General features: G+C 57.4%; 25 protein-coding genes and 1 pseudogene. 12 read left to right on the top strand and 14 right to left on the bottom strand.

The annotated features are described in order from the left end of the window. Positions 1 to 140: 140 nt before the first annotated feature. The 7 genes from infC to cobA form a co-directional block, all read right to left on the bottom strand. Positions 141 to 689 carry a translation initiation factor IF-3 gene (infC, locus tag MHN28_RS02320; RefSeq protein WP_170413373.1) on the bottom strand — a complete coding sequence of 183 codons (549 nt, stop codon included), beginning with the start codon at positions 687 to 689 and terminating at the stop codon, positions 141 to 143. A 161-nt stretch (positions 690 to 850) separates the two neighbouring features. Next, positions 851 to 1,684, bottom strand: a complete 834-nt coding sequence (locus MHN28_RS02315; RefSeq protein WP_239335698.1) for a ferredoxin--NADP reductase — start codon at positions 1,682 to 1,684, stop codon at positions 851 to 853. A 107-nt stretch (positions 1,685 to 1,791) separates the two neighbouring features. After that, entirely contained in the window at positions 1,792 to 2,199 is a 408-nt protein-coding gene (locus MHN28_RS02310; protein WP_239335504.1) for a DUF934 domain-containing protein, read from the bottom strand. Beyond that, complete coding sequence (locus tag MHN28_RS02305; protein WP_239335502.1) at positions 2,196 to 2,957, bottom strand: phosphoadenylyl-sulfate reductase; 762 nt, start codon at positions 2,955 to 2,957, stop codon at positions 2,196 to 2,198. The genes MHN28_RS02310 and MHN28_RS02305 overlap by 4 nt, the downstream gene beginning before the upstream one ends. Next, complete coding sequence (locus MHN28_RS02300) at positions 2,947 to 4,611, bottom strand: nitrite/sulfite reductase (RefSeq protein WP_239335500.1); 1,665 nt, start codon at positions 4,609 to 4,611, stop codon at positions 2,947 to 2,949. Before MHN28_RS02300 ends, MHN28_RS02305 begins: the two co-directional genes overlap by 11 nt. 68 nt (positions 4,612 to 4,679) lie before the next feature. Beyond that, positions 4,680 to 4,994 carry a DUF2849 domain-containing protein gene (locus MHN28_RS02295; RefSeq protein ID WP_239335498.1) on the bottom strand — a complete coding sequence of 105 codons (315 nt, stop codon included), beginning with the start codon at positions 4,992 to 4,994 and terminating at the stop codon, positions 4,680 to 4,682. Beyond that, complete coding sequence (gene cobA, locus MHN28_RS02290) at positions 4,994 to 5,770, bottom strand: uroporphyrinogen-III C-methyltransferase (RefSeq protein WP_370645638.1); 777 nt, start codon at positions 5,768 to 5,770, stop codon at positions 4,994 to 4,996. Before cobA ends, MHN28_RS02295 begins: the two co-directional genes overlap by 1 nt. Positions 5,771 to 5,913: 143 nt before the next feature. Between cobA and MHN28_RS02285 the strand changes: the two genes are divergently transcribed. Beyond that, complete coding sequence (locus tag MHN28_RS02285) at positions 5,914 to 6,393, top strand: Lrp/AsnC family transcriptional regulator (RefSeq protein ID WP_239335496.1); 480 nt, start codon at positions 5,914 to 5,916, stop codon at positions 6,391 to 6,393. A 2-nt stretch (positions 6,394 to 6,395) separates the two neighbouring features. Here MHN28_RS02285 and MHN28_RS02280 read toward each other — a convergent pair whose 3' ends face one another. Then, complete coding sequence (locus tag MHN28_RS02280; protein ID WP_239335697.1) at positions 6,396 to 7,577, bottom strand: cytochrome P450; 1,182 nt, start codon at positions 7,575 to 7,577, stop codon at positions 6,396 to 6,398. A 47-nt stretch (positions 7,578 to 7,624) separates the two neighbouring features. Between MHN28_RS02280 and MHN28_RS02275 the strand changes: the two genes are divergently transcribed. The 5 genes from MHN28_RS02275 to MHN28_RS02255 all read left to right on the top strand — a co-directional run bounded on the left by MHN28_RS02275 (position 7,625) and on the right by MHN28_RS02255 (position 14,122). Then, entirely contained in the window at positions 7,625 to 9,358 is a 1,734-nt protein-coding gene (locus tag MHN28_RS02275; RefSeq protein ID WP_239335494.1) for an ATP-binding protein, read from the top strand. Further along, complete coding sequence (locus MHN28_RS02270; RefSeq protein WP_239335492.1) at positions 9,355 to 10,584, top strand: sigma-54 dependent transcriptional regulator; 1,230 nt, start codon at positions 9,355 to 9,357, stop codon at positions 10,582 to 10,584. The genes MHN28_RS02275 and MHN28_RS02270 overlap by 4 nt, the downstream gene beginning before the upstream one ends. A 368-nt stretch (positions 10,585 to 10,952) precedes the next feature. Then, positions 10,953 to 11,954 carry a DctP family TRAP transporter solute-binding subunit gene (locus MHN28_RS02265; protein ID WP_239335490.1) on the top strand — a complete coding sequence of 334 codons (1,002 nt, stop codon included), beginning with the start codon at positions 10,953 to 10,955 and terminating at the stop codon, positions 11,952 to 11,954. A gap of 114 nt (positions 11,955 to 12,068) precedes the next feature. Further along, complete coding sequence (locus MHN28_RS02260) at positions 12,069 to 12,746, top strand: TRAP transporter small permease (RefSeq protein WP_239335488.1); 678 nt, start codon at positions 12,069 to 12,071, stop codon at positions 12,744 to 12,746. Continuing rightward, positions 12,746 to 14,122, top strand: coding sequence for a TRAP transporter large permease (locus MHN28_RS02255; RefSeq protein WP_239335486.1), 1,377 nt, complete (start codon positions 12,746 to 12,748; stop codon positions 14,120 to 14,122). The genes MHN28_RS02260 and MHN28_RS02255 overlap by 1 nt, the downstream gene beginning before the upstream one ends. A gap of 54 nt (positions 14,123 to 14,176) precedes the next feature. Here MHN28_RS02255 and MHN28_RS02250 read toward each other — a convergent pair whose 3' ends face one another. After that, on the bottom strand, positions 14,177 to 15,001 hold the full coding sequence (locus MHN28_RS02250; RefSeq protein WP_239335484.1) for a hypothetical protein: 825 nt from the start codon (positions 14,999 to 15,001) through the stop codon (positions 14,177 to 14,179). Positions 15,002 to 15,268: 267 nt separating this feature from the next. Between MHN28_RS02250 and MHN28_RS02245 the strand changes: the two genes are divergently transcribed. Then, entirely contained in the window at positions 15,269 to 15,580 is a 312-nt protein-coding gene (locus MHN28_RS02245; protein ID WP_239335482.1) for a multidrug efflux SMR transporter, read from the top strand. Between the two features lie 2 nt (positions 15,581 to 15,582). Here the strand turns inward: MHN28_RS02245 and tpiA are convergent, their stop codons facing one another. Next, positions 15,583 to 16,332 (bottom strand): triose-phosphate isomerase, encoded by a 750-nt coding sequence (tpiA, locus tag MHN28_RS02240; protein WP_239335480.1) that lies wholly within the window; start codon positions 16,330 to 16,332, stop codon positions 15,583 to 15,585. Positions 16,333 to 16,454: 122 nt separating this feature from the next. Between tpiA and MHN28_RS02235 the strand changes: the two genes are divergently transcribed. Then, the gene (locus tag MHN28_RS02235; protein ID WP_239335478.1) at positions 16,455 to 17,366 is read left to right on the top strand and encodes an isopenicillin N synthase family oxygenase; all 912 of its coding nucleotides are present in this window, start codon (positions 16,455 to 16,457) and stop codon (positions 17,364 to 17,366) included. Here MHN28_RS02235 and MHN28_RS02230 read toward each other — a convergent pair. Beyond that, positions 17,363 to 17,728, bottom strand: coding sequence for an iron-sulfur cluster assembly accessory protein (locus tag MHN28_RS02230; protein ID WP_239335476.1), 366 nt, complete (start codon positions 17,726 to 17,728; stop codon positions 17,363 to 17,365). The two genes, MHN28_RS02235 and MHN28_RS02230, sit on opposite strands and share 4 nt — an antisense overlap. Positions 17,729 to 17,928: 200 nt before the next feature. Between MHN28_RS02230 and MHN28_RS02225 the strand changes: the two genes are divergently transcribed. Continuing rightward, positions 17,929 to 18,264 carry a hypothetical protein gene (locus MHN28_RS02225; RefSeq protein WP_239335474.1) on the top strand — a complete coding sequence of 112 codons (336 nt, stop codon included), beginning with the start codon at positions 17,929 to 17,931 and terminating at the stop codon, positions 18,262 to 18,264. 97 nt (positions 18,265 to 18,361) lie between these two features. Here the strand turns inward: MHN28_RS02225 and MHN28_RS02220 are convergent, their stop codons facing one another. The 3 genes from MHN28_RS02220 to MHN28_RS02210 all read right to left on the bottom strand — a co-directional run bounded on the left by MHN28_RS02220 (position 18,362) and on the right by MHN28_RS02210 (position 19,989). Continuing rightward, positions 18,362 to 18,724 (bottom strand): SUF system Fe-S cluster assembly protein, encoded by a 363-nt coding sequence (locus tag MHN28_RS02220; RefSeq protein WP_239335472.1) that lies wholly within the window; start codon positions 18,722 to 18,724, stop codon positions 18,362 to 18,364. 96 nt (positions 18,725 to 18,820) lie between these two features. Further along, positions 18,821 to 19,099, bottom strand: coding sequence for an NfeD family protein (locus MHN28_RS02215; protein WP_239335470.1), 279 nt, complete (start codon positions 19,097 to 19,099; stop codon positions 18,821 to 18,823). Beyond that, the gene (locus MHN28_RS02210; protein ID WP_239335468.1) at positions 19,099 to 19,989 is read right to left on the bottom strand and encodes an SPFH domain-containing protein; all 891 of its coding nucleotides are present in this window, start codon (positions 19,987 to 19,989) and stop codon (positions 19,099 to 19,101) included. Before MHN28_RS02210 ends, MHN28_RS02215 begins: the two co-directional genes overlap by 1 nt. Positions 19,990 to 20,166: 177 nt before the next feature. Between MHN28_RS02210 and MHN28_RS02205 the strand changes: the two genes are divergently transcribed. From MHN28_RS02205 to MHN28_RS02195, 3 genes and pseudogenes are all read left to right on the top strand, one after another. After that, the gene (locus MHN28_RS02205) at positions 20,167 to 21,078 is read left to right on the top strand and encodes a nucleoside hydrolase (RefSeq protein ID WP_239335466.1); all 912 of its coding nucleotides are present in this window, start codon (positions 20,167 to 20,169) and stop codon (positions 21,076 to 21,078) included. Between the two features lie 67 nt (positions 21,079 to 21,145). Next, a complete protein-coding gene (gene tgt / locus MHN28_RS02200; RefSeq protein ID WP_239335464.1) occupies positions 21,146 to 22,276 on the top strand; it encodes a tRNA guanosine(34) transglycosylase Tgt in 1,131 nt (376 codons plus the stop codon). Positions 22,277 to 22,581: 305 nt separating this feature from the next. Further along, a pseudogene (locus MHN28_RS02195) lies at positions 22,582 to 23,319 on the top strand (glycosyltransferase family 8 protein). Positions 23,320 to 23,577: the final 258 nt, after the last annotated feature.

Below are 23,577 nucleotides of genomic sequence, written 5' to 3'. Positions count from 1 at the left end.
TCAGGGGGCCGGATTCCGACATGGTGTCGGAATCCGGCTGCGTGTTTTCACGCTCTGCGGTCGGAAAACGGAGAAGGCAAGAACGAAAAAACCCTGCCAGAGCGTATCTGACAGGGTTCGAAATCAGGTATTCGCAGGGCTTATTTCTGCGGCAGCGGGCCGATCATCATGATCATCTGACGGCCTTCCATCTTCGGCATGTTTTCAACCTTGCCAATTTCTTTGGTGTCTGCGGCAACGCGTTCCAGTAGCTCGCGCCCCAGGTTCTGGTGCGCCATTTCACGACCACGGAAACGCAGGGTCACTTTGACCTTGTCACCGTTTTCAAGAAACTTGAACACGTTCCGCATTTTTACGTCATAGTCATGAGTGTCGGTGTTGGGCCGGAATTTGACCTCTTTAACCTCGATGACTTTTTGTTTCTTACGGGCTTCGCTTTCACGCTTCTGCTGCTCGTATTTGAACTTACCGAAGTCCATGATCTTGCAGACCGGCGGGTTCGCATTGGGCGAAATCTCAACCAGATCAAGTCCGGCGTCTGCGGCCATCTGCATGGCTTTGGCGGGATGAACCACCCCGACATTTTCACCTTCGGCGCCAATCAGGCGAATTTCGGGGGCACGGATCTTGTCATTTACGCGCGGGCCGGTGTCTCTCTGCGGCGGCGCGTTGTGAGGTCTGCGGGCTATGGGTTCATTCCTTTGATGATTGCAGAATTTCGAGCCCGAAATTTAGACCGGCCTGCACGCCGTTTCAAGCGGCATAAGTGCAGGCCGGTCGGAAAAATCCGGGTTTTGTCAGGGGTTTTTCGATGCTCCGGGGCAAATTACCCCGGAACCGGCGTGTTGGATTAACCAACAAAGGCTTTTTCGATGACAAATTCCTTAGGTTCGGAGTTTGCGCCTTCGCGCAGACCGAACTCTTCCAGAATCTCTTTGATGTCGAGGTTGAAGGCCAACGAACCACAGACCATCGCCCGGTCGGTGTCCGGTTTGATGCCACCTTCGATGCCCAGATCGGCAAACACGGTGCCGTCTTTCAGCAGTTCGGTGATACGGCCCATCTTGGGGCTCTCTTCCCGCGTTGTGGTCGGGTAGTAGCGGATCTTGTCGGCAAAGCCTTCGCCCATCAGTTCGGCCAGCATTTCGTCCTGGCGGATGTTTTCGATCAGCTGACGGCCATATTCCAGCTCACCAACCTCGCGGCAGGTATGGGTGATGATGACCTCATCATAATCCTCATATGTCTGCGGCTCGCGCAGCAGCGATGCGAATGGGGCAAAACCGGTGCCAGTGGCAAAGAACCACAGGCGCTTGCCGGGCAACAGAGCGTCGTGCACCAGCGTACCAACGGGCTTGGGACGCAGAATGATCTGATCGCCCGGCTTGATGTGCTGCAGCTTCGACGTCAGTGGGCCGTCCTGCACTTTGATCGAGTAGAACTCCAGCTCTTCGTCCCACGAGGGTGACGCAATCGAATAGGCGCGCAACAGCGGCTTGCCGTTGTCGCCCAGCAGGCCGATCATCACAAATTCTCCCGAGCGGAACCGCAGGGACGCAGGGCGCGAGACCTTGAAGGAAAACAGGCTGTCGGTCCAGTGTTTGACGTCTGTTACGGTCTGGGCGTCCGGAAGGACGGGGGCCTTTACGGCGGTTGCTTCGGTCACGGGCTTCATCTCTGTCATCGTTTCACTGTCGGCGGGGTAAACCGACATCTCCGTTTAATCTTTGATCCAAGTCAGGAAAAGGGGCTTAATGCCCCTTTCTTTTCACAAGCTGGCGATTGGCGGATTCAGCCGCGCAGGCGGGCCTGATAATTGTGGTTCTGCCAGTCTGAGCGGGCAAGCCACTGATCCTCGGGCTGGCGCGCTGCCAGCGCGTTGTCGATTTCGACCTCGTCGAACCCGCTGCGTCGCGCCATTGCGTACTGATCGGCCAGAACATGGCCTTTGGCGCGCAGACGACCGGTGTAGCCTTTCAGGCGCAGAACACGCGCAATGGTGAAACCACGCCCATCGGCCGAGGACGGGAAGTCCACACGCACCATTTGGGCGCTGCCCATCCGGCTATACAGTTCATCCGGATCTGTGTCCGATGCCACATCCAGCGCGACAACGTCGTTCGCTGCGTCCTCGAGCGTGACAAAACCATCAGTCCAGTCATCCGGGGCAAAGCCCCCATCCGTTACGATTACGTTCATGTTTTCTCTCCGGAGCGGACCATCTTGCCGTCAACAAAATGGATGCCGCATTCTTCTTTGTTCTGATCACGCCAGCGTCCGGCGCGGGGGTCTTCGCCTTCTTTGACCGGCGAGGTGCAGGGCGCACAACCGATCGACGGGAATCCTTTGGCCACCAGCGGGTGCCGGGGCAGGTTGTTTTCGTCCATATAGGCGCGCACGTCTTCGGGCGCCCAGTGCGCCAGCGGATTGACCTTGATCCGGCCTGTGCCGTCCTCGACTTCGAAGAACTCAAGGGCGGCACGCGTGCCCGACTGGAAGCGTTTGCGACCGGTAATCCAACCGTCATAACCCGCCAGAGCCTTTTGCAGCGGGAAGGTTTTGCGCAGGTTGCAGCACGCATCCGTGTCACCCAGGCGCAGTGCCCCATAGGGGTCGTCGCGTTCCACATCCTCATCATCGGCGCGGATGATGTGGATGTTTTTCAGACCCAAACGCTCACTCACCTCCTGCTGATACTCCAGCGTTTCGGTGAACAGCATCTGAGTGTCCACGAACAGCACCGGCGTCATCTTGTCGACAACGGCTGCCATGTGCAGCAACACCACCGATTCCGCACCAAAGCTTGAGACCAGAGCAAGCTCTTCGATCTCTTTTACCGCGCCATGCATTACGTCATGGGCGCTGTGGTGGCGGAATTGGGCGTTCAGCGCGTTGACCTGTTCGGTCAGTTCAGCGCGATCCTTGCCCAGTTCCGTCTGGATCAGGTCAAGCGGCATTGGCCTGCGCCTCGGGGTAAAGCGCCGCTTTGAACGGAGCCATGCCTACGCGGCGATAGGTTTCCAAGAACGTCTCTTCGGTGCTGATGCGCTGTTCCAGATAGGTTTCGACGATACGTTCGACGGCGGGCACGATCTCATCATAGGCAAAGCCCGGACCCGTCCGGTCACCAACAGCTGCGGTTTCTGTTGCGTCGCCACCCAGAGTGATCTGGTAGTTCTCGACGCCCGCACGATCCAGACCCAGGATGCCGATGTGACCGACGTGGTGGTGACCACATGCATTGATGCAGCCCGAGATCTTGATCTTCAGGTGGCCGATGTCATGCTCGAGCTTCAGGTCGTCGAACTTGGTCGCGATTTCCTGGGCAACCGGGATCGAGCGAGCCGTCGCCAGCGCGCAGTAGTCCATGCCGGGGCATGCGATGATGTCGCTGATCAAGCCGATATTGGCGGTGGCCAGTTCGTGCTCTTTCAGCTTCGCATGGATCGCGGGCAGGTCCGATTTGTGGACATGCGGCAGGATCACGTTCTGCTCATGGCTGATGCGCAGCTCGTCATAGGCGAACTCTTCGGCCAGATCGGCCATCACGCGCATCTGCTCGGCGGTCGCATCGCCCGGCGTCTGGCCGTGCTTTTTGATCGAGATGGTGACAATAGCGTGGTCCGCGTTCTTGTGCGGTGCGATGTTGGTGTCGACCCACGAGCGGAAGACCGGATCATTGGTGTAGGCGCTCTCGAACGAGGCAACCGAGGCTTCGCGGAACACCGGCGGGGCAAAGTGGCCCTTGATCTCTTCCAGCAGATTCATGTCCGCGCCCTTGAACTGCGGGCGGACCTTCAGGAAGCGCTCGTTCACTTTTGCGCGGATAGCGTCGATGCCATGCTCATGCACAGTGATCTTGATGCGCGCCTTGTACTTGTTGTCGCGGCGACCGATCTGGTTCCACACGGAAACGGTGGCTTCGAGGTAAGCCAGAAGATCGTCAAAGGCGACGAATTCTGACAGTTCTTTGCCGATCATCGGGGTGCGGCCCAAACCGCCACCAACGATAACGCGGGCACCCAGGACGCCGTCACGCTCGACCAGTTGCAGGCCGATGTCATGCGCCTTGATCACGGCGCGGTCGTTTTCCGAGCCGGTGATGGCGATCTTGAACTTACGCGGCATGAACTGGAATTCCGGGTGGTCGGTCGACCATTGGCGCAGCAGCTCGGCATAGGGGCGCGGGTCGGCGATTTCATCTGCGGCGGCACCGGCGAAGTGGTCGGCGGTCACGTTACGGATGGTGTTGCCCGAGGTCTGGATGGCGTGCATGCCAACCTCGGCCAGCGCGTCCAGCATGTCCGGTACGTCGTTTAGTTTCGGCCAGTTGTACTGGATGTTCTGGCGCGTGGTGAAATGGCCATAGCCCTTGTCCCACTTCTCGGCCAGCAATGCCAGTTGGCGCATCTGCGCGCTGTTCAGCGTGCCGTAAGGGATGGCCACGCGCAGCATGTAGGCGTGCAACTGCAGGTACAGGCCGTTCATCAGACGCAGGGGTTTGAATTCATCCTCGGTCAGCGAGCCGTCGATGCGGCGCTCGACCTGCGCGCGGAACTGCGCGTTACGTTCTGCCAAAAATGCTGTGTCGAACTCGGAGTAGCGATACATGTTTAGCTGTCCTTAGTTGCAGCCCCGAACCTTGGGGCCTTGAGAAGGGGAGAGAGAAGGGCCAGAGGTCAGGCCCGGGGCTGCGGGGAAGTTTCCTGTTTGCCGTGGGCATAGTTGGACGGACCAGTGCGGCGGAAGTCTTCCCGGAAATGGGCGGGCTCGGGGCCGTTTTCGCCGGCGACGGCATCGGCCAGATAGGCACCAACAATCTTGCTGGCCTGACGTGTGGCATCCAGCAGACGCATCTGCGCGTGGGCTTCGTCGGTGATCAACTCGGCCTCGGACAGTTCGCGCGACCAGCGATCGTCTTCGGTCAGATAGATAACGTCACCTTCCAACAGGTCGTTGGCGGTCACCACTTTGGGGGTAAAAGCGCGGGCCATCAGGCGTGCTCCTTCTTGAATTCGGTCAGGGCCGCGGCCGCCTGGCGCGGGGCGAGGCCATAAAATGTCAGGGTGGGGCCGTTCATATCGGCGGCTTTCAGATCGGTGGGCAGTTGGTCCAGTGTGGTGGACAGAATGCGTTGATCGGGGCGCGTGGCGTTTTCGATCAGTGTCACCGGCGTTTGGCGGTCGGCGCCGTGCATGATCAGGCGGCCCTGAATGAAGCGAGCCGATTTCTTGCCCATGTAGATCGCCGCAACCGAACCGGAACGCGCCAGCGCTGCCCAGTCGTGATCTGCAAAACCCTTCATGTCGTGGCCTGTCAGGAACCGCACCGACGAATTGCGGCCACGGCGCGTCAGGCTTTGACCAATCCCGGCTACGGCGGCCGATGCTGCGGTGATGCCCGGAACGATCCGCCACGAGATACCTGCCGCCGCGACGGCCTCAATCTCTTCGTCGAGGCGGCCAAACACAGTCGGGTCCCCGGATTTCAGACGCACCACGCGCTGACCTTTCTGGGCATACTCTACCAGCAGGGCGTCGATGTCTTCTTGCTTCCACGAGGGACCGAACCCGACCTTACCGACATCGACCAGTTCAGCGGTCTTACCGGCCAGGGCCAGCACTTCAGCGCTGATCAGGCGGTCATGCAGCACAACGTCCGCACGCTCGAAGGCATTCAGCGCCTTGAGCGTCAGCAATTCCGGATCGCCGGGACCCGCGCCGACAAAGTCGACATGTCCTGTGCCATCGTATGATTGCGTAAGCTGCATTTCGTGTCTCGAGTGTGGTTTGACTTGAGTTGCAATATAGGAAATATTCCCGCTGTTGCGCCATATGGGCGGGTAAATAAGAACAAACGTTTCGTAGGGGTTGCCGATCGGGACGCTGGTTTCGAAACGAAAGGAAAATTGGAATGTCGGTGCGGATTGACGATACGGATCGGAAAATTCTGATCGAGCTGCAGCGGGACGCAAGCCAATCACTGGACGAAATAGCCGCCCGCGTCGGCAGTTCCAAGACCCCGGTCTGGAATCGGATACGCAAGCTCAAAGGGGCCGGGGTGATAGGTCAGCAGACCGTTTTACTGGACGCCGAAGCCCTGGGATTTGAGGCGACGTTTTTCGTCCTCATCCGCACCTCAGAGCACGAAGCCGACTGGCAGCATAAGTTTCTCAAGGCGCTTCGCGACAGGCCCGAAGTGCAAGAAGCGCACCGATTGGCCGGTGACATCGACTATATCCTCAAGGTGCGGGTCAAGAACGCGCGTGCCTATGACGAATTCTATCAGGCACTGATTTCAGAGGTGCGTGTGCACAACGTGACCGCCTTGCTGTCGATGGAAGAGATCAAGTCGACGACTATGCTCCCATTGAACGCGCTGATCGACAACTGAGATCAGACCTGAACCATCAATTTGGTCAGCCCGTGGAAATGATAGGTGTTCGAGTATTCCGGCTCGGCACTCAGGCGCAGATTGGGACGGCGTTCAAACAACGCGGACAGCGCGATGCGCATTTCCATACGGGCCAGCGGTGCCCCGACGCAAAAATGCAGTCCTGCGCCGAAACTGGTGTTTGTAGTGATCGGGCGGGTAGGATCAAACTTGTTCGGGTTGCTCCAGACCGCAGGGTCTCGGTTCGCAGCGCCTAGAAGCAGCGCGACCTCATCGCCGCGTTTGAACCTGTGCCCGAAAACTTCGATGTCCTCGTAGGCAAATCGGGTGAACATGTGCAGCGGTGGGTCATAGCGCAAAATCTCTTCCACCGTGCTGTCGATCATGTCCGTCGCAAAGGCCTGAGGCCCGATACCCAATTGCAGAACGGTCTTTACGCCATTTCCTAATGAATGCACCGTCGCCTCATGCCCGGCATTCAAAAGCAGAATGCACGTGGCCACCAATTCTTCGCGCGAGAGTTTCTCTCCATCTTCCTCGGCCACAATCAGTCGGGTGATCAGATCGTCCTGCGGGTCGCTGCGGCGCTGTTCGATGTATCCGATCAGAAAGTCGGTGAATTCCTGTGATGAAGCGGCGGCCGCAGTCTCGGTCCCGGGCGTTCGACTGGCCTGATACATCGCGACCATGTCGTGCGACCAGCGCAGCAGGCTGGGGGCCATTTCCTCTGGCACACCCAGAAGACGGCATATCGCAATGACCGGAACTTGTGTGCAAAACGCGGGCAGCAGATCAAAAGACCCATCAGGAAATTCGTCTATCAGAGAGTGGCTTAGATCGTGAAGCGAAGGTTCAAGCGCCGCGATTGCGCGCGACGTGAAAGCCCGCATAACCAATGCGCGCAGGCGGGTGTGCCTGGGTGGCTCGGCCTCCAGAAGTGAATGCGCCTCGACAGCCAACCACGGCGCAAGATGAGCCGGACCGGGTGTGTGCATTTCCGCCGGAACTTCTCGCCCGAACCGGCGGTCCTTTAGCAGGGCCGAAACCGCGCGGTGCGATACAGCCGCGACTTTCCCGTAGTCGTCCCAATAGACAAGGTCGCCGTGTTCTCGGGCCTGATCGTAGAACGGGTAGGGGTTCTGAACGAAATCCGGGTCGACCGGAGATTGAAATACCGTCTTCATGCGGCGCAGACTTGCCATGCGGCGCGCCGAATGCAAGACCCTATGTCATGCACAGGGTTTGGGTCATTCTGGGATTTCTGTTTGCGGTCGGTCTGTTGTCGGCTGGCGTCTGGTCCTATGGCTATCGGCAGGCGTTGTCGCAGCTCAGCGAAAAGGCCGAAGCCGATCTTGAGTTGGCGGCCGACCGACTAAGCACTCAGATGCAGGTGTATCAGGAACTGGCGGTTCTGATGGCTACCCATCCTGCCCTGCGCACCCTTGAGACGGCTGCGCAGCAACAGGCGGCCCGGTCGATACTGCTGGATGTGGCAGACAAGACCTCGGCCGTGAACATGATGTATCTGGATCGAGAGGGGCGGGTTCTGGCCTCGGCGCAACCTGTAGCGCAGCCAACCATGGCCGACCATCCGGCTTTCAGGCGCGCCTTGCAGGGCGCGATGGGCAGCGCGCATGGGGTTGTGGAAAACAGTGGAGATCGCACGTACTCCTACGCGGCGCCGGCCTTTGGCCCCGCCGGCCAGGTCGAAGGCGTGCTGATCGTTGTTGCCGATGTGCAGGACGTGGAGCAGACCTGGCGCGGCAGTACCGAAGCGGTTTTCTTTATCGATGGGGAAGGCATCGTCTTTATCTCGAATCGATCGGATCTGCTGTTCTGGCGCCGGGATGATGGGCAACTCGGCCTGACACCTCCGGATGGCGGCGCGGTCGAGTTTGGGTCGGTTCTGGTTGGCCCGCACGAGGTTTGGAAGCTGAACTGGGGGCGTTACCTGCCCAGCCGTGCATTGCATCTGATGCTGGAATTGCCCGTGATCGACATGACGGCCGAGGTTCTGGTGGACGTGGCGCCCGCGCGGCGTTTGGCAGGGTTGCAGGCGGCCACTGTCGCAGCGATCTGTCTGGCCTTCGGTGCGCTGCTCTTTCTGGCGACCGAACGCAGACGCACATTGGCTGAGGCCAACACGATTTTGGAAAGCCGCGTGGCTCAAAGAACCCAGGCGCTGACTGCGGCAAACGTGGCTTTGCGCCGCGAGGTGCGGGAACGTGAAGACGCCGAAGCTGCGCTAAAACACGCGCAGGAAGAGTTGATTCAGGCTGGCAAGCTGAGCGCGTTGGGCCAAATGTCGGCCGGTATCAGTCATGAACTGAACCAGCCATTGATGGCGATCCAGCAGTTCGCGGACAACGGTGCTGCTTTTCTGTCCCGCGGGCGGGAAGAAAAGGCTTCGGAAAACCTGACGCGGATCTCGGCTATGGCGGCCCGGATGGCGCGCATCATCAAGAACCTGCGCGCATTTGCCCGAAACGAAAGTGAGCCGATGGGCAAGGTCAATCTGGTGCAGGTGATCGACACGGCGGTGGAATTGTCCGAAGCTCGATTGCGTACCGAAGGCGTTGCCATGGATTGGGTGCCTCCGGAAAATCCGGTTTTTGCATGGGGTGGCGAAGTGCGCCTGGTTCAGGTGTTCGTCAACCTGATCAACAACGCAGCCGACGCCATGAGCGGACAGGATGATCGCCTTGTCCGCATCAGAATCGAAAGCGGCAACAAGCTGGCCGTGACCGTGCGCGATATCGGGCCGGGCATCGAAAACTCGGAAAAGCTGTTCGAGCCGTTTTATTCGACCAAAGCCGTCGGATCCTCCGAAGGTATGGGGCTCGGGCTGTCGATCTCGTATGGTCTGGTGCAAAGCTTCGGAGGCAACATCCGGGGCACCAATCTGGAGACCGGGGCACAGTTTACGGTCGAACTTGAGCCATTCACGGAGCATGAGGTCGCATGACGCGGAAAGTTCTACTGGTCGATGACGATGCCGCAGTCCGCGAAGCCCTGGCGCAGACGTTGGAATTGGCGGATTACGATCCCGTCACGGCAGGCTCGTTCGTGGCGGCGAAGGACCATATCCGTACAGATTTTCCCGGCGTCATTGTATCGGACATCCGTATGCCCGGCCGGGATGGCTTTCATCTGTTGAATTACGCGCGAGAAATCGATCCTGAACTTCCCGTCATCTTATTGACTGGCGAGGGCGACATCCCGATGGCCGTCCAGGCCATGGGGCAGGGTGCGTTCGACTTTTTGGAAAAACCATGCGCTGCTGCCGATCTGCTACCCGTTTTGCAGAGCGCGTTGGACGCGCGCGCGCAGGTGATCGAGCAGCGCGCTTTGAAATCGGAACTTGAGCGTGGCGATCCTGCGGCGCGGCTATTGTTCGGCTTGTCCGCCCAAGCCGAAGCGCTGCGTGAACGCGTGCGCTCCGTTTCGCCGACTGGCGCTGAGGTTCTGGTCACCGGACCGCCGGGCAGCGGGATATCGAAAGTGGCCGAAGTGGTGCACCTGATGTCACCTGTCGGGCAGGGCCCATTCGTCAAGCGCCCGGCGTCAGGGCTGACACCCGAGGGGCTGGCACGTGTGTGCGAAGATGCGGCTGGCGGGTCCCTGTTTCTGGACGAGGTTTCGGCCATGCCGGAGGCTACGCAATACGCTGCATTGGAAATGGTGGAGCAGGGGACCGGTGCCCGAATCGTTGCAGGCACAACTGCTGATCTTGCCGTGCTGTCAGAGCAAGGCAGGTTCAATGCGGACCTGTTCTACCGGTTGGATGTCATGCGCGTACGTATCCCTTCTCTGGCCGAACGGCCCGAGGATATTCCGGTGATCTTCCGCCACTATGTCGCACAGGCGGCCGAGCAGGCCGGCATCGCCGAGCCCGAGATTACCTCGGAACATCTTGCCTCGCTGATGGCCAGTGATTGGCCGGGCAATGCCAGATCGCTGATGTCGGCGGCGATGCGGTTCGTGCTGGGAATGCCGGAAGAAGTTGCACAGGCTGCGGATCTGGGTCTGAGCGAACAGATGGCGCGGGTCGAACGGTCTTTGCTGATAGCGGCGCTTGGGCGGCATAACGGCAAAGCCTCGGATGCCGCAAAGGCGCTGAAGCTGCCGCGCAAGACCTTTTACGACAAACTGGCACGTTATCAGATTCGTCCCGAGGACTATCGTCGCTAGGGGAGCTCCCGCCGCCTTTGGCCGCATTATCACGCGTTTAAAGGCGTTGGGCCGGGCAGCCCGCTGCTGCGGGCTGCAATCGCGGTAGGAGAATCACCACTCGCTTTATGCTGCATGATTCGGTGTCTGTGCGGAAGATCGCACATCCGTGGTGAAAGTTGTGCGGATTTTCGCACGGGTGGAATTGGCATAGACCTTTGGAGATGCAAGATGGCTTGTAAGGCACCGTTAATAAATGATAAATTCATTAACTTCCAAATCAACAACAAAAAGTTGAGCGGTGCCCCTTGATTCGCTTCACTGCGCGACATGTGGCGTCGATGCGGCGTCAACTGAAGGTTTCATGGAAGTCTGGGAGGAAAAGACAAATGAAATTCCTGACAACTGCAGCCACCGCGCTGGCGCTGAGTGTTTCTGCCACCGCCGCCATGGCCGCCTGTGATGACGGCGAAATCGTCGTCAAGTTTGCGCATGTGACGAACACCGACAAACACCCAAAAGGCATCGCGGCATCTCTGCTGGAACAGCGCGTCAATGACGAGATGAACGGCGTGATGTGCATGGAGGTTTATCCGAACTCCACGCTCTATAACGATGACAAAGTGCTTGAGGCGATGCTGCAGGGCGACGTGCAACTGGCCGCGCCTTCGCTGTCGAAGTTCGAGAAATTCACCAAGCAGTTCCGTCTGTTCGACCTGCCGTTCATGTTCAAGAACATCGACGCCGTGGATGCGTTCCAAGCCTCGGCCGATGGTCAGGCGATGAAGGACAGCATGCAGCGCCGTGGCCTGCAGGGGCTGGCGTTCTGGCACAATGGCATGAAACAGATGTCGGCCAACAAACCGCTAGAGGCCCCGACGGATGCCGAGGGCCTGAAGTTCCGTGTTCAATCCTCGGACGTTCTGGTTGCCCAGATGGAAGCCATCGGCGGCAGCCCGCAGAAAATGGCGTTCTCGGAAGTGTACGGCGCGCTGCAGCAGGGCGTTGTGGACGGGCAGGAGAACACCTGGTCGAACATCTACGGCAAGAAGTTCTTCGAGGTTCAGGACGGCATCACCGAGACCAACCACGGCATCATCGACTATCTGGTTGTGACGTCGGTTGACTGGCTGGACAGCCTTGACCCTGAAGTGCGTGATCAATTCCTAACCATTCTGGGCGAAGTGACCGAGACCCGGAACAAGGAAGCCTTTGCAGTGAACGAAGCGGCCAAAGCCTCGATCACCAATGCGGGCGGTATTATCCGCGAACTGAACCCAGAGCAGCGTCAGGCTTGGGTCGATGCGATGAAGCCGGTTTGGGACAAGTTCGCTGACGACGTGGGTCAGGACAAGATCGACGCCGCTCAGGCGATCAACGCCGGGTTCTGATCCCGGATCAGGCAGCGCGTCCGGGAACTGGGGAGTAATCGACGCGCAGGCCGGGCGGGCCGGGACAAGGCCCGCCACACTTACTCTCATCACCAATAATGTGGGGACAGAAAAATGTCTGGTTCGAAACCCGGCCAAGGCGGGCTGGTCGACCATATCGAAGAAACCATGATTGCGTTGCTGTTGGGCCTGATGACGGTCGTGACCTTTGCCAACGTGATCGCGCGGTTTGTATTTAATTCAAACATCCTGTGGGCTCTAGAACTGACAGTGTTCACCTTTGGTTGGCTGGTTCTTCTGGGCGCGTCATACGCGGTCAAGAAACACGCGCATCTGGGTGTGGATGCGATCCTGAACATGCTGGCACCGGCACCGCGCCGTATTCTGGCGTTGATAGCGGTGGCGTGCTGTCTGGTGTTCTCGCTGCTTTTGTTGAAAGGGTCATATGACTACTGGGCGGTTTTTGCTGACCTGCCACCGACCTCTGGCCGCTGGTTCCCCACTGGTTTTGACACCGGCGCGCGGAGTCAAAGCTTCTATGAAGTCGATGACATTCCAATGGTCGCGCCGCTGCGTTTCCTGGAGGACCTGATCAACTATGGCGAGGGCTACGAGAAGTTGCCCAAAGTTGTGCCGTATCTGGTTTTGCCGGTTTCCATGTTGTTGCTTGTAATCCGCTTTTCGCAGGTTGCGGTGCAAATTTGGCGTGGTGAGACCGACCGGCTTGTCGCCAGCCACGAAGTCGAGGACGAGATCGAAGAAGTCCGGGCTCAGCAAGGAGAGCATGACTGATGGACGTAATTCTTCTTTTCTCGATGGTCATTGGCCTGCTGCTGATCGGTGTGCCGATCGCGGTGGCACTGGGCCTCAGCTCGACCCTGTTCCTGCTGATCTATTCCGACAGTTCGCTGGCATCGGTTGCAGGCACCCTGTTCGAAGCATTCGAAGGTCACTTTACGCTGCTGGCTATTCCGTTCTTCATCCTCGCGTCGTCCTTCATGACGACCGGCGGTGTTGCGCGGCGGATCATCCGGTTCTCGATTGCCTGTGTGGGGCATTTGCCCGGTGGTCTGGCAATTGCCGGTGTCTTTGCCTGTATGCTGTTCGCCGCACTTTCCGGTTCGTCTCCGGCCACTGTGGTCGCCATTGGTTCGATCGTGATCGCCGGGATGCGGCAGGTTGGGTATTCCAAGGAATTCGCCGCTGGTGTGATCTGTAACGCCGGTACGCTGGGCATCCTGATCCCACCGTCGATTGTGATGGTTGTTTATGCTGCGGCCGTTGAGGTCTCGGTTGGCCGGATGTTCCTTGCGGGTGTCATTCCGGGCCTGATGGCGGGTCTGATGCTGATGGTCACCATCTATGTCATGGCCAAGGTCAAGAACCTGCCGAAAGGGGATTGGAAAGGCTGGGGTGAGATCTTTACCTCGGCGCGTGAGGCCGGTTGGGGCCTGTTCCTGATCGTCATCATTCTGGGTGGCATTTATGGCGGGATTTTCACCCCGACCGAAGCCGCTGCGGTGGCTGCCGTCTACGCCTTTTTCATCGCCAGCTTTGTCTACAAGGACATGGGGCCGCTCAGTACCGAAGAGGGGACACCGAATCTGCCGCTGCTGAAAAAGCCTTACGCGCTGGTGACTGCGTTCTTTCACCCCGATACCAAGCACACGCTGTTCGAGGCTGGCAAACTGACGGTGACCCTGCTGTTCGTCATCGCCAACGCGCTGATCCTCAAGCACGTGCTGACAGATGAGCAGGTGCCTCAGCACATCGCCAGCGCTATGCTGTCGGCGGGATTGGGACCGGTGACTTTCCTGATCGTGGTCAACGTGATCCTGCTGATCGGCGGCCAGTTCATGGAGCCATCGGGCCTGCTGGTCATCGTTGCACCACTGGTGTTCCCGATTGCGATCGAGCTGGGTATCGACCCGATCCATCTGGGTATCATCATGGTGGTGAACATGGAGATCGGGATGATCACGCCTCCGGTGGGTCTGAACCTGTTCGTGACCTCGGGCGTGGCCGGAATGCCAATGATGAGCGTTGTGAAAGCGGCGCTGCCGTTTCTGGCAGTACTCTTCGTCTTCCTGATCATGGTCACATATATCCCGTGGATATCGACCTTCCTGCCGAACACGTTCATGGGGCCTGAGATTATTACGAACTAGCGGTTTATCCGAAAGAGCTGGGGGGCCGGGTCTGTCGTCAGACCCGGCCCTTTTTTACGTGCTGTATCGTTCCAGATAATCGGCTACCCATTCGATCCCGCCATGGGCGCGACGGCGGCGCGTGCCCCAATACCCGATGCTGTCATCAATCAGCTCTGCCGGGTTTGGGCGGCCATTGAAAATGACAATCTTCGGTCGACCCGGCCGCCTTTTGTACCGTTTGAAGATCAGGCCGAATGGCCAATAATACACCAGATGAATAATACCGATGCACCAGTTTTTGGGATAGCATTTGCGGTCTTTCGCAAGGGCAGAGATATAGTTCTGATCATTTTCGTATCTCGGCAAATCGGTCGCGCTGTCAAAGTCATCGCACAGGTGGAACTGTTCCGCTGGTACGAAGCCGACCACAGACGAATTGCCCCGGGTGACTTTGTTCATGATCCGGGGGATTTGATCCCAGATAGCAGCAGGTATCAGACGCCAGATCAGACCGCGGAACTTGGGCATCAGATACAAGCCACCTTTTTCCATCACGATCGCAAGCAACGGGTCCAGATTGCCGGTGACGACCAGATCCAGATCAAGGAACAAGGCCGCGTCATAGCCACCAACTATTTGCCTGTCGAACATCAGAACCTTGGGCCATTTGCCGTGAATCCATTGATCTCTTTCAAGTTGTGGAAACCTAAGAGGGTGGGTTTTGATCCCAGCCGCCAGACCCTCGGGATTGTCGGTAATGCATATGAAATCATGATCCAGAGACAGGTGGTCTTTAACCGCGCAATACAGCGTATTGACGTAGTCAGCGCCGAATGCATCCCCCCATTTCATGCAAATGATACATGATCTTGGCGCTTTCAGTTCGGCGTCGTCCATTCTTGTTCCCTGCCTGTGTGAGTGTGGCGTGAAGGAAGAATAGAGCGCGAACGCATCAGTTTCGTGTCACCGGATGAGTTGCGGCATTCACAGTTTCTTCACATCGACAGGGCGATCGTCGTTTACTGGTCCGGGTGTCCCCTAGGAGTTCGGTTGAAAGTCTGCCCTCTTGAACCCCGGTTCAGAGGTTTTATCTTGAGCACAGAGGACGACCTCGCCGATTTGGCTGATCATTCGGGACGACCCGAAAAGATACGAGGTGTCCAAATGCCATGGATATTGTTGTTGTTTGCCGGTCTGTTGGAGATCGTCTGGGCGGTTGCCATGAAGCAGTCCGCCGGTTTCACGCGCCTGTGGCCCACGGCTCTGATGGGCGTGTCGATGGTCGGCTCATTCGGGTTGTTGGCGCTGGCGATGCGCGATCTGCCGTTGGGGACGGCCTACACCATCTGGACCGGGATCGGCGCGGTGGGCGCATTCATGGTCGGCGTGATGTTTCTGGGCGAGGCGCTGACCGCACCCCGCCTAATTGCAGCGGCCCTGATTGTGGCAGGGCTTGTGACGATGAAGCTGGCCTGACTTCAGGCTTTTTGCAGGGCGTCGATAATGCCTGAAAAGTCCTGAGCTTTCAGGCTGGCGCCGCCCACCAGCGCTCCGTCCACGTTGGAGACTGCGAAAATGTCGGCCGCGTTGCTGGGTTTGACCGAGCCACCGTAAAGCAAGCGGACCGAGCGGCCGACACCCTCGCCGAACCGCCGTTCGAGCCGGGCACGGATAAAATCGTGAACCTCGCCGATCTCATTCAACGTAGGGACTTTTCCGGTGCCAATGGCCCAAATGGGTTCATACGCGACGATCAGGTTCTCACCGGTCGATTGATCCGGGATTGAGCCGGACATCTGACCGCCGATAATGTCCAGCGTGTTGGCCGCCTCGCGCTGTTCCAGGCTTTCACCGACGCAAATGATCGTCTTCAGCCCGGCATCCATCGCAGTTCGCGCCTTGGCGCGTACGTCCTCGTTTTGCTCGCCGTGGTCCTCGCGCCGTTCGGAATGGCCAAGGATGACGCTGCTGGCCCCGGCATCGACCAACATTTCCGCACTGATGTCACCGGTATGGGCACCAGACTCAGCGGCGTGGCAGTTCTGACCGCCAACGGTGATCTCTGTTCCTTTTACGGCGTCCGCAGCGCGATGCAGCAGAGTCGCCGGAGGGCAAATCAGTACATCTACCGTTGCAGCGGGGTAGGAACGGGCCAGCGCCTGAAGCTCGGTCAAGGTTGCCGAAGTTCCGTTCATTTTCCAGTTTCCAGCTGCCAGCTTGCGCCGCATAACGCATACCCCCAAAATAAGTCGTTGTTTCCTCACCGGATAGCACCACAAGTCCAGCGTGACAATTCCGGTTGCAAACGGCCACCCACAACGGCAAGTTCCACGCCAGATTGGAGGGCAGCATGATCGACGATCTGGACCTGAAAAAACTGGACAACCAGGACAAAGCCGAGCTGAGAAAACTGCTGCATGCTGTCGGCGAGGTCGGGTTTTTGACGGTGTCGAACACCGGTCTGACCGGCGATCAGGTGCGCCATGTGATTGCCGCCTACCACGATTTCTTTCACCTGCCAGTAGCCGAGAAACAAATCGTCGACATGGCCGCGACGGGTTCGAACCGGGGGTGGGGGGCACCACAATCCGAACAGGTGGACCCGGCGGCCAATCCGGATTTCAAAGAGGTGTTCGATTGCGGTTTTGAGCTGCCCGAGAACAATGCCTATGCGGATAAGGGCCTAAGTGTTTATGCGCCAAACCTGTGGCCGAAAAACCCGCAGGGTTTTCAAAGTACGATCCGGGAATACTACAGTGATGCCTGTGCGGTGGCGATGCGCGTGCTTCGCGCTATTGCAGTCACTCTGGGACGCGACGAAACCAGTTTTGATCGCGCCTTTGACACGCCAATGGCGCTGTTGCGTGGCAACTTCTATCCGCAGCGCCCCACATGGGCCGGCGATCGGGACTTTGGGATCGGAGCGCACACGGATTACGGCTGCCTGACCTTGCTGGCGACTGATGGTTCGTCAGGGTTAGAGGTCCGCATGCCGGACAATAGCTGGCAACCGGTTTCAGCAGATCCCGGCACCTTCATCATCAATTTCGGAGAGATGCTGGAATTTTGGACCTCGGGTCAGGTCAAAGCCACTCAGCACCGGGTGATCGGAGGCGCGCAGGAACGAATCTCGGTGCCGTTGTTTTTTAATCCATCCTACGACACCAATGTCGCCCCGCCGCAGTCAGGTAAAACGATCAGCGCGGGTCAGCACCTGACGCGACGCTACAACGAGACTTACGTGCATCTGCAGGCGACTTAGTTTTGCGAGGAAAGCGCGTCGTCGAACTTGATGGATTCGCCACAGCCGCAGGCGTCCACGACGTTCGGGTTCCGGAACTTGAACCCGGATTCCAGCAGCGAGACTTCATAGTCGATTTCGGTGCCGAACAGGAACATCTGCGCCATCGGGGCGATCATGACCTTGGCGCCGCTCTGCTCGACGACTTCGTCGTTCGCGTCAGGCTCGTCCACATAGTCCATGGTGTATTCCATGCCGGCGCAGCCGCCCTTTTTGACGCCGATACGCAGGCCGGCATGACCGCCCGACGCCATCAGGCGTGCGATCTGTTCGGCCGCTTTGGGCGTTATTGTCACGGCTTGTTTGCCGGGAATGCCAAACATGGGGTTCTCCGTTGCGCTGCGTTACCGCCAATTTAGGGCCGAGAGGCGGCGGGCTCAAGACATAGCAGACCTGCTGACCTAACTTTTACCGACGGTTACAAGGCCAATCGACCTGAATGCCAAAGTAAACTTGCGCCGTTAACAAAGTTCGCCTTAGCCTGACCATAGTATCATGAAATTTGAGCACAAGGTGAATGAATATGGCAGAGATCGGACATTTCCCCAAAAGAACCTATTTGATTCAGTCGGTTGGCGCGTTGTTGCTAAGCGTGGGTTCCGTGTCTGCTGCTGCAGATGCTGAACGCCATCCAGTGAATTGCTCGACTGCCGAAGGTGACTTGCGCGCCATTGCAGCTGAAAAGAAGCATGCGGAAGACCAGCAGGCAGAGAGTATCTTTGCGATCACACCAGCCGGTGCCTTACTAGGGTTGGCCACGGGAACCGAGAAGAAACGGCTAAGCATGCTGAATGGCGATTATGTCAAAGAGCTTGACCAACGTGCTGCCGAGATCAAATCGACCTGCGGCGTAGAATAGTCCGCACAACGCCTTAGATGCGAAATGGCCGCCCCGTCGGGAGGCGGCCATTTCAATTTGAAATTCAGGGCTTTAACTTTGAAGCCCGAACCAAAACCTACATGAAGCCGAGCTCGAGGCGTGCTTCGTCTGACATCATTTCCATGCCCCAGGGGGGCTCCCATGTCAGTTCGACATCAACCTCTTTGACGCCTGCGACCGGTTCAATCGCTTCGACAATCCACCCGGGCATATCACCGGCGACCGGGCATCCGGGCGCGGTTAGGGTCATGATCACCTTCACCGCGTTTTCTTTGTCGATGTCGATGGTGTAGATCAGGCCCAAATCGTAGATGTTCACTGGGATTTCCGGGTCAAACACAGTGCGACAAGCTTCTACCACTGCTTCGTACAGGGGATGCTCAATGGTTGAGGGCGCAATCAGTGGTGTGCCTTCAAACTGTTCACTTGGATGAGTCATTCATGCCTCGGGGCTGTTACCTGAGAAATTATATAGGGAAAGCCTGCGGCAGCGTCCAGTGGGGCCTTGTGACCCATGGGCGCTGCGATGTTGGTGTCAGTCGTTGATATCGTGTCTGAAGATTTTTACCTGGCCGTGGGGCAGGGCGAACATGCGCCGCAAAACCAACCAGGAAACCAGCGACAAGACAGCAAAGATCAACAGTAGCACGGGCAAGTTGGGAGCAATGCCGGGGATAACAAGCAGAAGGCCCGTTATCGCAGCGCCAACCGCAAATCCCAGAAAGATAAACCCCGGCAGGATGATCTCAAGAATGCCCAGGGCCAGTGCCCCGGCCAGCCAGAGCCACCATGTCAGCCAGAAAGGGTCGGCCATTATCTTCCTCCTTTCAGCATCTTGAAGGCGTCACCAAAGGCCTCAAGCGCATTTGCGGGAACCACGATGGTTTGCGTTCCGGTGCCGTTACCCAGCGCATTCAGGGCTTCGACCTGTTTCAATGCTACCTGATACTGCGCGGCCTCGATACCGTTGTCCTGAATGGCCTTGGCGACGACGCCGGTCGCGTAAGCCTCGGCTTCGGCCTGAATACGGCGGGCTTTTGCAGTCTGCTCAGCGGCGTAAAGTTCGGCGTCCGCCTGCAGCTCGACCGAACGCTTTTGCCCTTCGGCCTCGGTCACCTGTGCCCGGCGGGCGCGTTCAGCGTTCAACTGCTGCAACATCGCGTCGCGTGTGGCCTGATCTAGATTCACGTCCAGAATCTCGGCGCGCGTCACTTCGATGCCCCAGTCGTCAACAGCGGTTTCGACGCTTTCCTGAATGCGGGTGATCAGTTGTGCGCGATTGGACTGAACCTCATCAAGGTCCATTTTACCGATCTCGGCACGTACGATCCCTGCGACCGTGGTCGCAATTGCGCCATCAACGTCACGAATACGATAAACCGTCTTTTCCGGCTCCAGAATCCGATAAAAAACTGAGGTGTCGATCTGCACCAGAACGTTATCCTTGGTGATTGCGTCCTGGGTTGCGTTTGGCAGCTGACGTTCCAGAATGGATATCTTGTGACGTGCAACATCTAGAAAGGGAACGATAAAATTGATTCCCGGCCCAAGCACCGAATGCAGGCGCCCAAACCGTTCAACCACGTATTTCTCGGACTGCGGCACGATCTTAATGCCCTTGAAAATTACAGTGATAATCAGAACCGCGGCGAGCAGGTAAATGATGTTTGACGTTAGCAATCCAATGATCTGGTCTTCGGTCATATCTGTCCTCTGTCTTATTGTGTACTATGGTATACACTTGGGGATTGTCTCGCCCAATTTCAACTCTGGTATGGCGGGAATGCCGGTAGATGCAAATCGCAGATATCAGGGATGTTGCGCGGAAAATTCTGAATGTGGCCGCTTTGCATCCTGTCGTGATTGCGCTATCGGGCGGGGATGAAACTGATTATCGACACAGACCCGGGTATCGACGATGCGATGGCCATTGCCTATGCCGCTGCAGCCCCGGAAATCGAGCTGATCGGCCTGACCACCGTGTTCGGCAACACGCATGTGGATCAATCCAGTCGCAACGCGCGTTTTTTGTTGCATAAGCTGGGATTGGACGCACCTGTGGCCGAAGGTGCGCCATATCCGAGGGGTGCCGATGCACATGCGCCGTCCAAGCATGTGCATGGCCCTGAAGGGTTCGGAGACATCACCGAGATTCCGCAAGTTGGGTCAAATCACACTAGGACCGCGGCGGAATTTCTTGTTGATCAAGCGCGCGCGCATAAAGGCGAACTGGTGGTATGCGCGGTTGGACCTCTGACCAACATTGCCGATGCCATGAAGCTTGATCCCGAGTTTGCGCGTAATATCAAACGCTTGGTGATCATGGGTGGGGCCGTGTATTGCCCCGGAAATATCACCGAGCATGCCGAAGCCAATATCTATCATGATGTACAGGCCGCAGATGCGGTGTTTGCGTCGCCGGCGGATACCGTTTTGGTTGGTTTGGATGTCACGTTGAAGACCTTGTACGAAACCGCCGATTTCGAGGCTTTGGCGAAACGTTCTGCGGGGATGGGCGCATTTTTGCGCGATATATCAAAGTTCTACCTGAAGTTCTATAAGGATATCGGCGGGCTGGAAGGGTGTGGTCTGCACGACTCGACGGCGGTGATCGCCTGCACGCATGCGCCGATGTTCGATATGGTCGAAACCGGGCTTCGGGTTGCGGTTGATGGTCCTGAAATTGGGGCGACCCGACCCGATCCGGCCAGACCGAAAGTACGGGTTTGCCGGGACGTGGACGGTGAAGGGGTCGTAAGCCTTTTCACAGACCGCGTTGCGTCATTGCCCTGACGGCTTGAAAATACCGGAAAGATCGGGCAATTGCTGCCCGGTTCCGCGATCCCCTCGAGGCATACACATGACAGACCGCTTCTCCTTCGATTTGAAAGCAACCGACGGCAAGGCCCGCACCGGAGTAATCAACACTCCGCGCGGCGAAGTGCGCACGCCCGCATTCATGCCTGTCGGCACGGCCGCGACGGTCAAAGCTATGATGCCGGAAAGCGTGCGCGCGACCGGGGCTGACATTCTGTTGGGCAACACCTATCACCTGATGCTGCGTCCAACCGCCGAGCGGATCGACCGGCTGGGCGGTTTGCACAAGTTCATGAATTGGGAGCGTCCGATCCTGACGGACTCGGGCGGATTTCAGGTCATGTCTCTGGCCGGGTTGCGGAAACTGACGGAAAAGGGCGTCACATTCAAATCTCATATCGACGGTTCGGCGCATGAACTGACACCTGAGCGGTCGATGGAGATTCAGCGCCTTTTGGGGTCCGATATCGTCATGTGCTTCGACGAATGCCCGGCCTTGCCAGCCGACCGGGACCGCATCGCGGAGTCGATGCGCTTGTCGATGCGATGGGCTGAACGTTCGCGGGACGCCTTCGGGGATCGTCCCGGTCATGCGTTGTTCGGTATTCAGCAGGGTGGGTTGGAGCAAGACTTCCGAGAGGAGTCTGCCGAAGCGCTGAAAGAGATCGGGTTCGAAGGCTATGCCGTCGGCGGGCTTGCCGTCGGTGAAGGGCAGGAAGCGATGTTTGATGTTCTGGACTTTGCGCCGGACATGCTGCCGGTGGACAAGCCACGCTATCTGATGGGCGTCGGTAAGCCTGACGATATTGTCGGGGCTGTTGCCCGCGGCATCGACATGATGGATTGCGTTCTGCCATCCAGATCCGGCCGAACCGGACAGGTCTTCACGCGCCACGGTGTGGTGAACATCAAAAACGCCCGCCATGCTGATGATCCGCGCCCATTGGACGAGGCGTGCAGCTGTCCTGCATGTTCAAACTATTCCCGCGCTTATCTGCATCACGTATTCCGCTCGAACGAGATGATTTCGGGCATGCTGCTGACCTGGCATAACCTCCATTACTTCCAGGAAATCATGCGGGGTATGCGCGACGCCATATCTGCTGGAACCTTCGATGCATGGCAGGCCGAGTTCCATGCGCAACGTGCGCAAGGCGATATTGACAGACTATAGCTGTAAGAGTCTGCGACCTGAACTGGACGACGCTGATTGAGAAAGAAAATGCGCGCAAAGAATTCAGTCAATGCACCTCTTCTTCAATCAGGGCAAATTGGAAATATGGCAGTCGCCGTATGTGTTGACGCTTCTCTGTTTTGGCAAGCCGCATTTTTCCTTAGCTGCGCTGCCTGAAGCGACGATAATCGCGATTTGGATTACTACTTTTATTCGCCGGACGAGGTTGACCAGAAAATCCTGGATGTGATGCCGCCGAACGTCTCGGCGGTTCATTATGAAAGGGAGATAATGCCGAGAGATAAATTCAAATCTCACGAGTTTTTTCCTCAGCGACTTTACTACGTTTGAAGGCGTTGGAAGAACTGGCACAAAAATATCCTAATGTAGCTTATTGCGATGTGGATGTTTTTTTGCGTTGGGGCCGGTTTTCTGACCTTTTGCAGGTTGATTGGGCTGGGCGGCCTCTGGCTGCTGTCCGCGACGCGAACTATTGGGCAAGCAACAAGAATTTTCTTCGCAGGACATTCATTTTTTAAAAAGATCAAAAGGAAAGGTACTTCAATGCTGGCGTACTAGTCGTCCGCAGCGAAACCTTTTTGGAGCAATGTGTGGCCGAAAAGGCAGTCGACTTTCTTCTCGACAAAGGGCAAGGCGTGCCACTCGCGGACCAGACAGCTCTGAATGTTGTGAAGTCCGGCAACTGGGCTGAAATTTCGCCAAGTTGGAATTGGCAATTTCACCGAGGTGACGGTTTCCTGGCATCATCCTTAAATCCGCGTATCGTTCATTTTACTGACCAAAGAAAACCTTGGAACAGTGCGATACTGCTTTTTGACGAATATTATCCTCGTTCTATGGAAGAATTTCTGAATTCAGTTGGACTTCAAGAAGAAGCAGACCGGCTTGGGCAACAAGTTTGGGGCGAGAGTTTGAATCCAAAAACGCTTCGTAAGCGGGTTCGTCAGGCGCGTCGTACTGTTGAGCGCTATGCGGGGATCGAGGAGTTTTTGCAGCGCCAAGATTTTGCGATGGGTTGGTAAAAATGGGTTTAGATTCTAAACCCAAAAAAATCACTGCGGATGCGACCAAATTGAGTCCACTTTAAAGTGGAGGGGATAAGTATATGAAGAATCTAACTGGTCTTGCTGACAAATATGGCTCGGACAAGGGTTTGGTCAGCTTGGCTCATGGCTACACGCACTAATACAACCTGTTGTTCTTTCCTCTGCGCGATCAAAATGTCCGTATCCTGGAAATGGGCCTACAGATCGGCGGACCGGAAAAGGGAAAAGTGCGGA

Origin of the sequence: Ruegeria sp. Ofav3-42, assembly GCF_022347725.1 — a bacterium.
Classification (GTDB): domain Bacteria; phylum Pseudomonadota; class Alphaproteobacteria; order Rhodobacterales; family Rhodobacteraceae; genus Ruegeria.
This window is presented reverse-complemented; position numbering and strand designations above follow the sequence as displayed.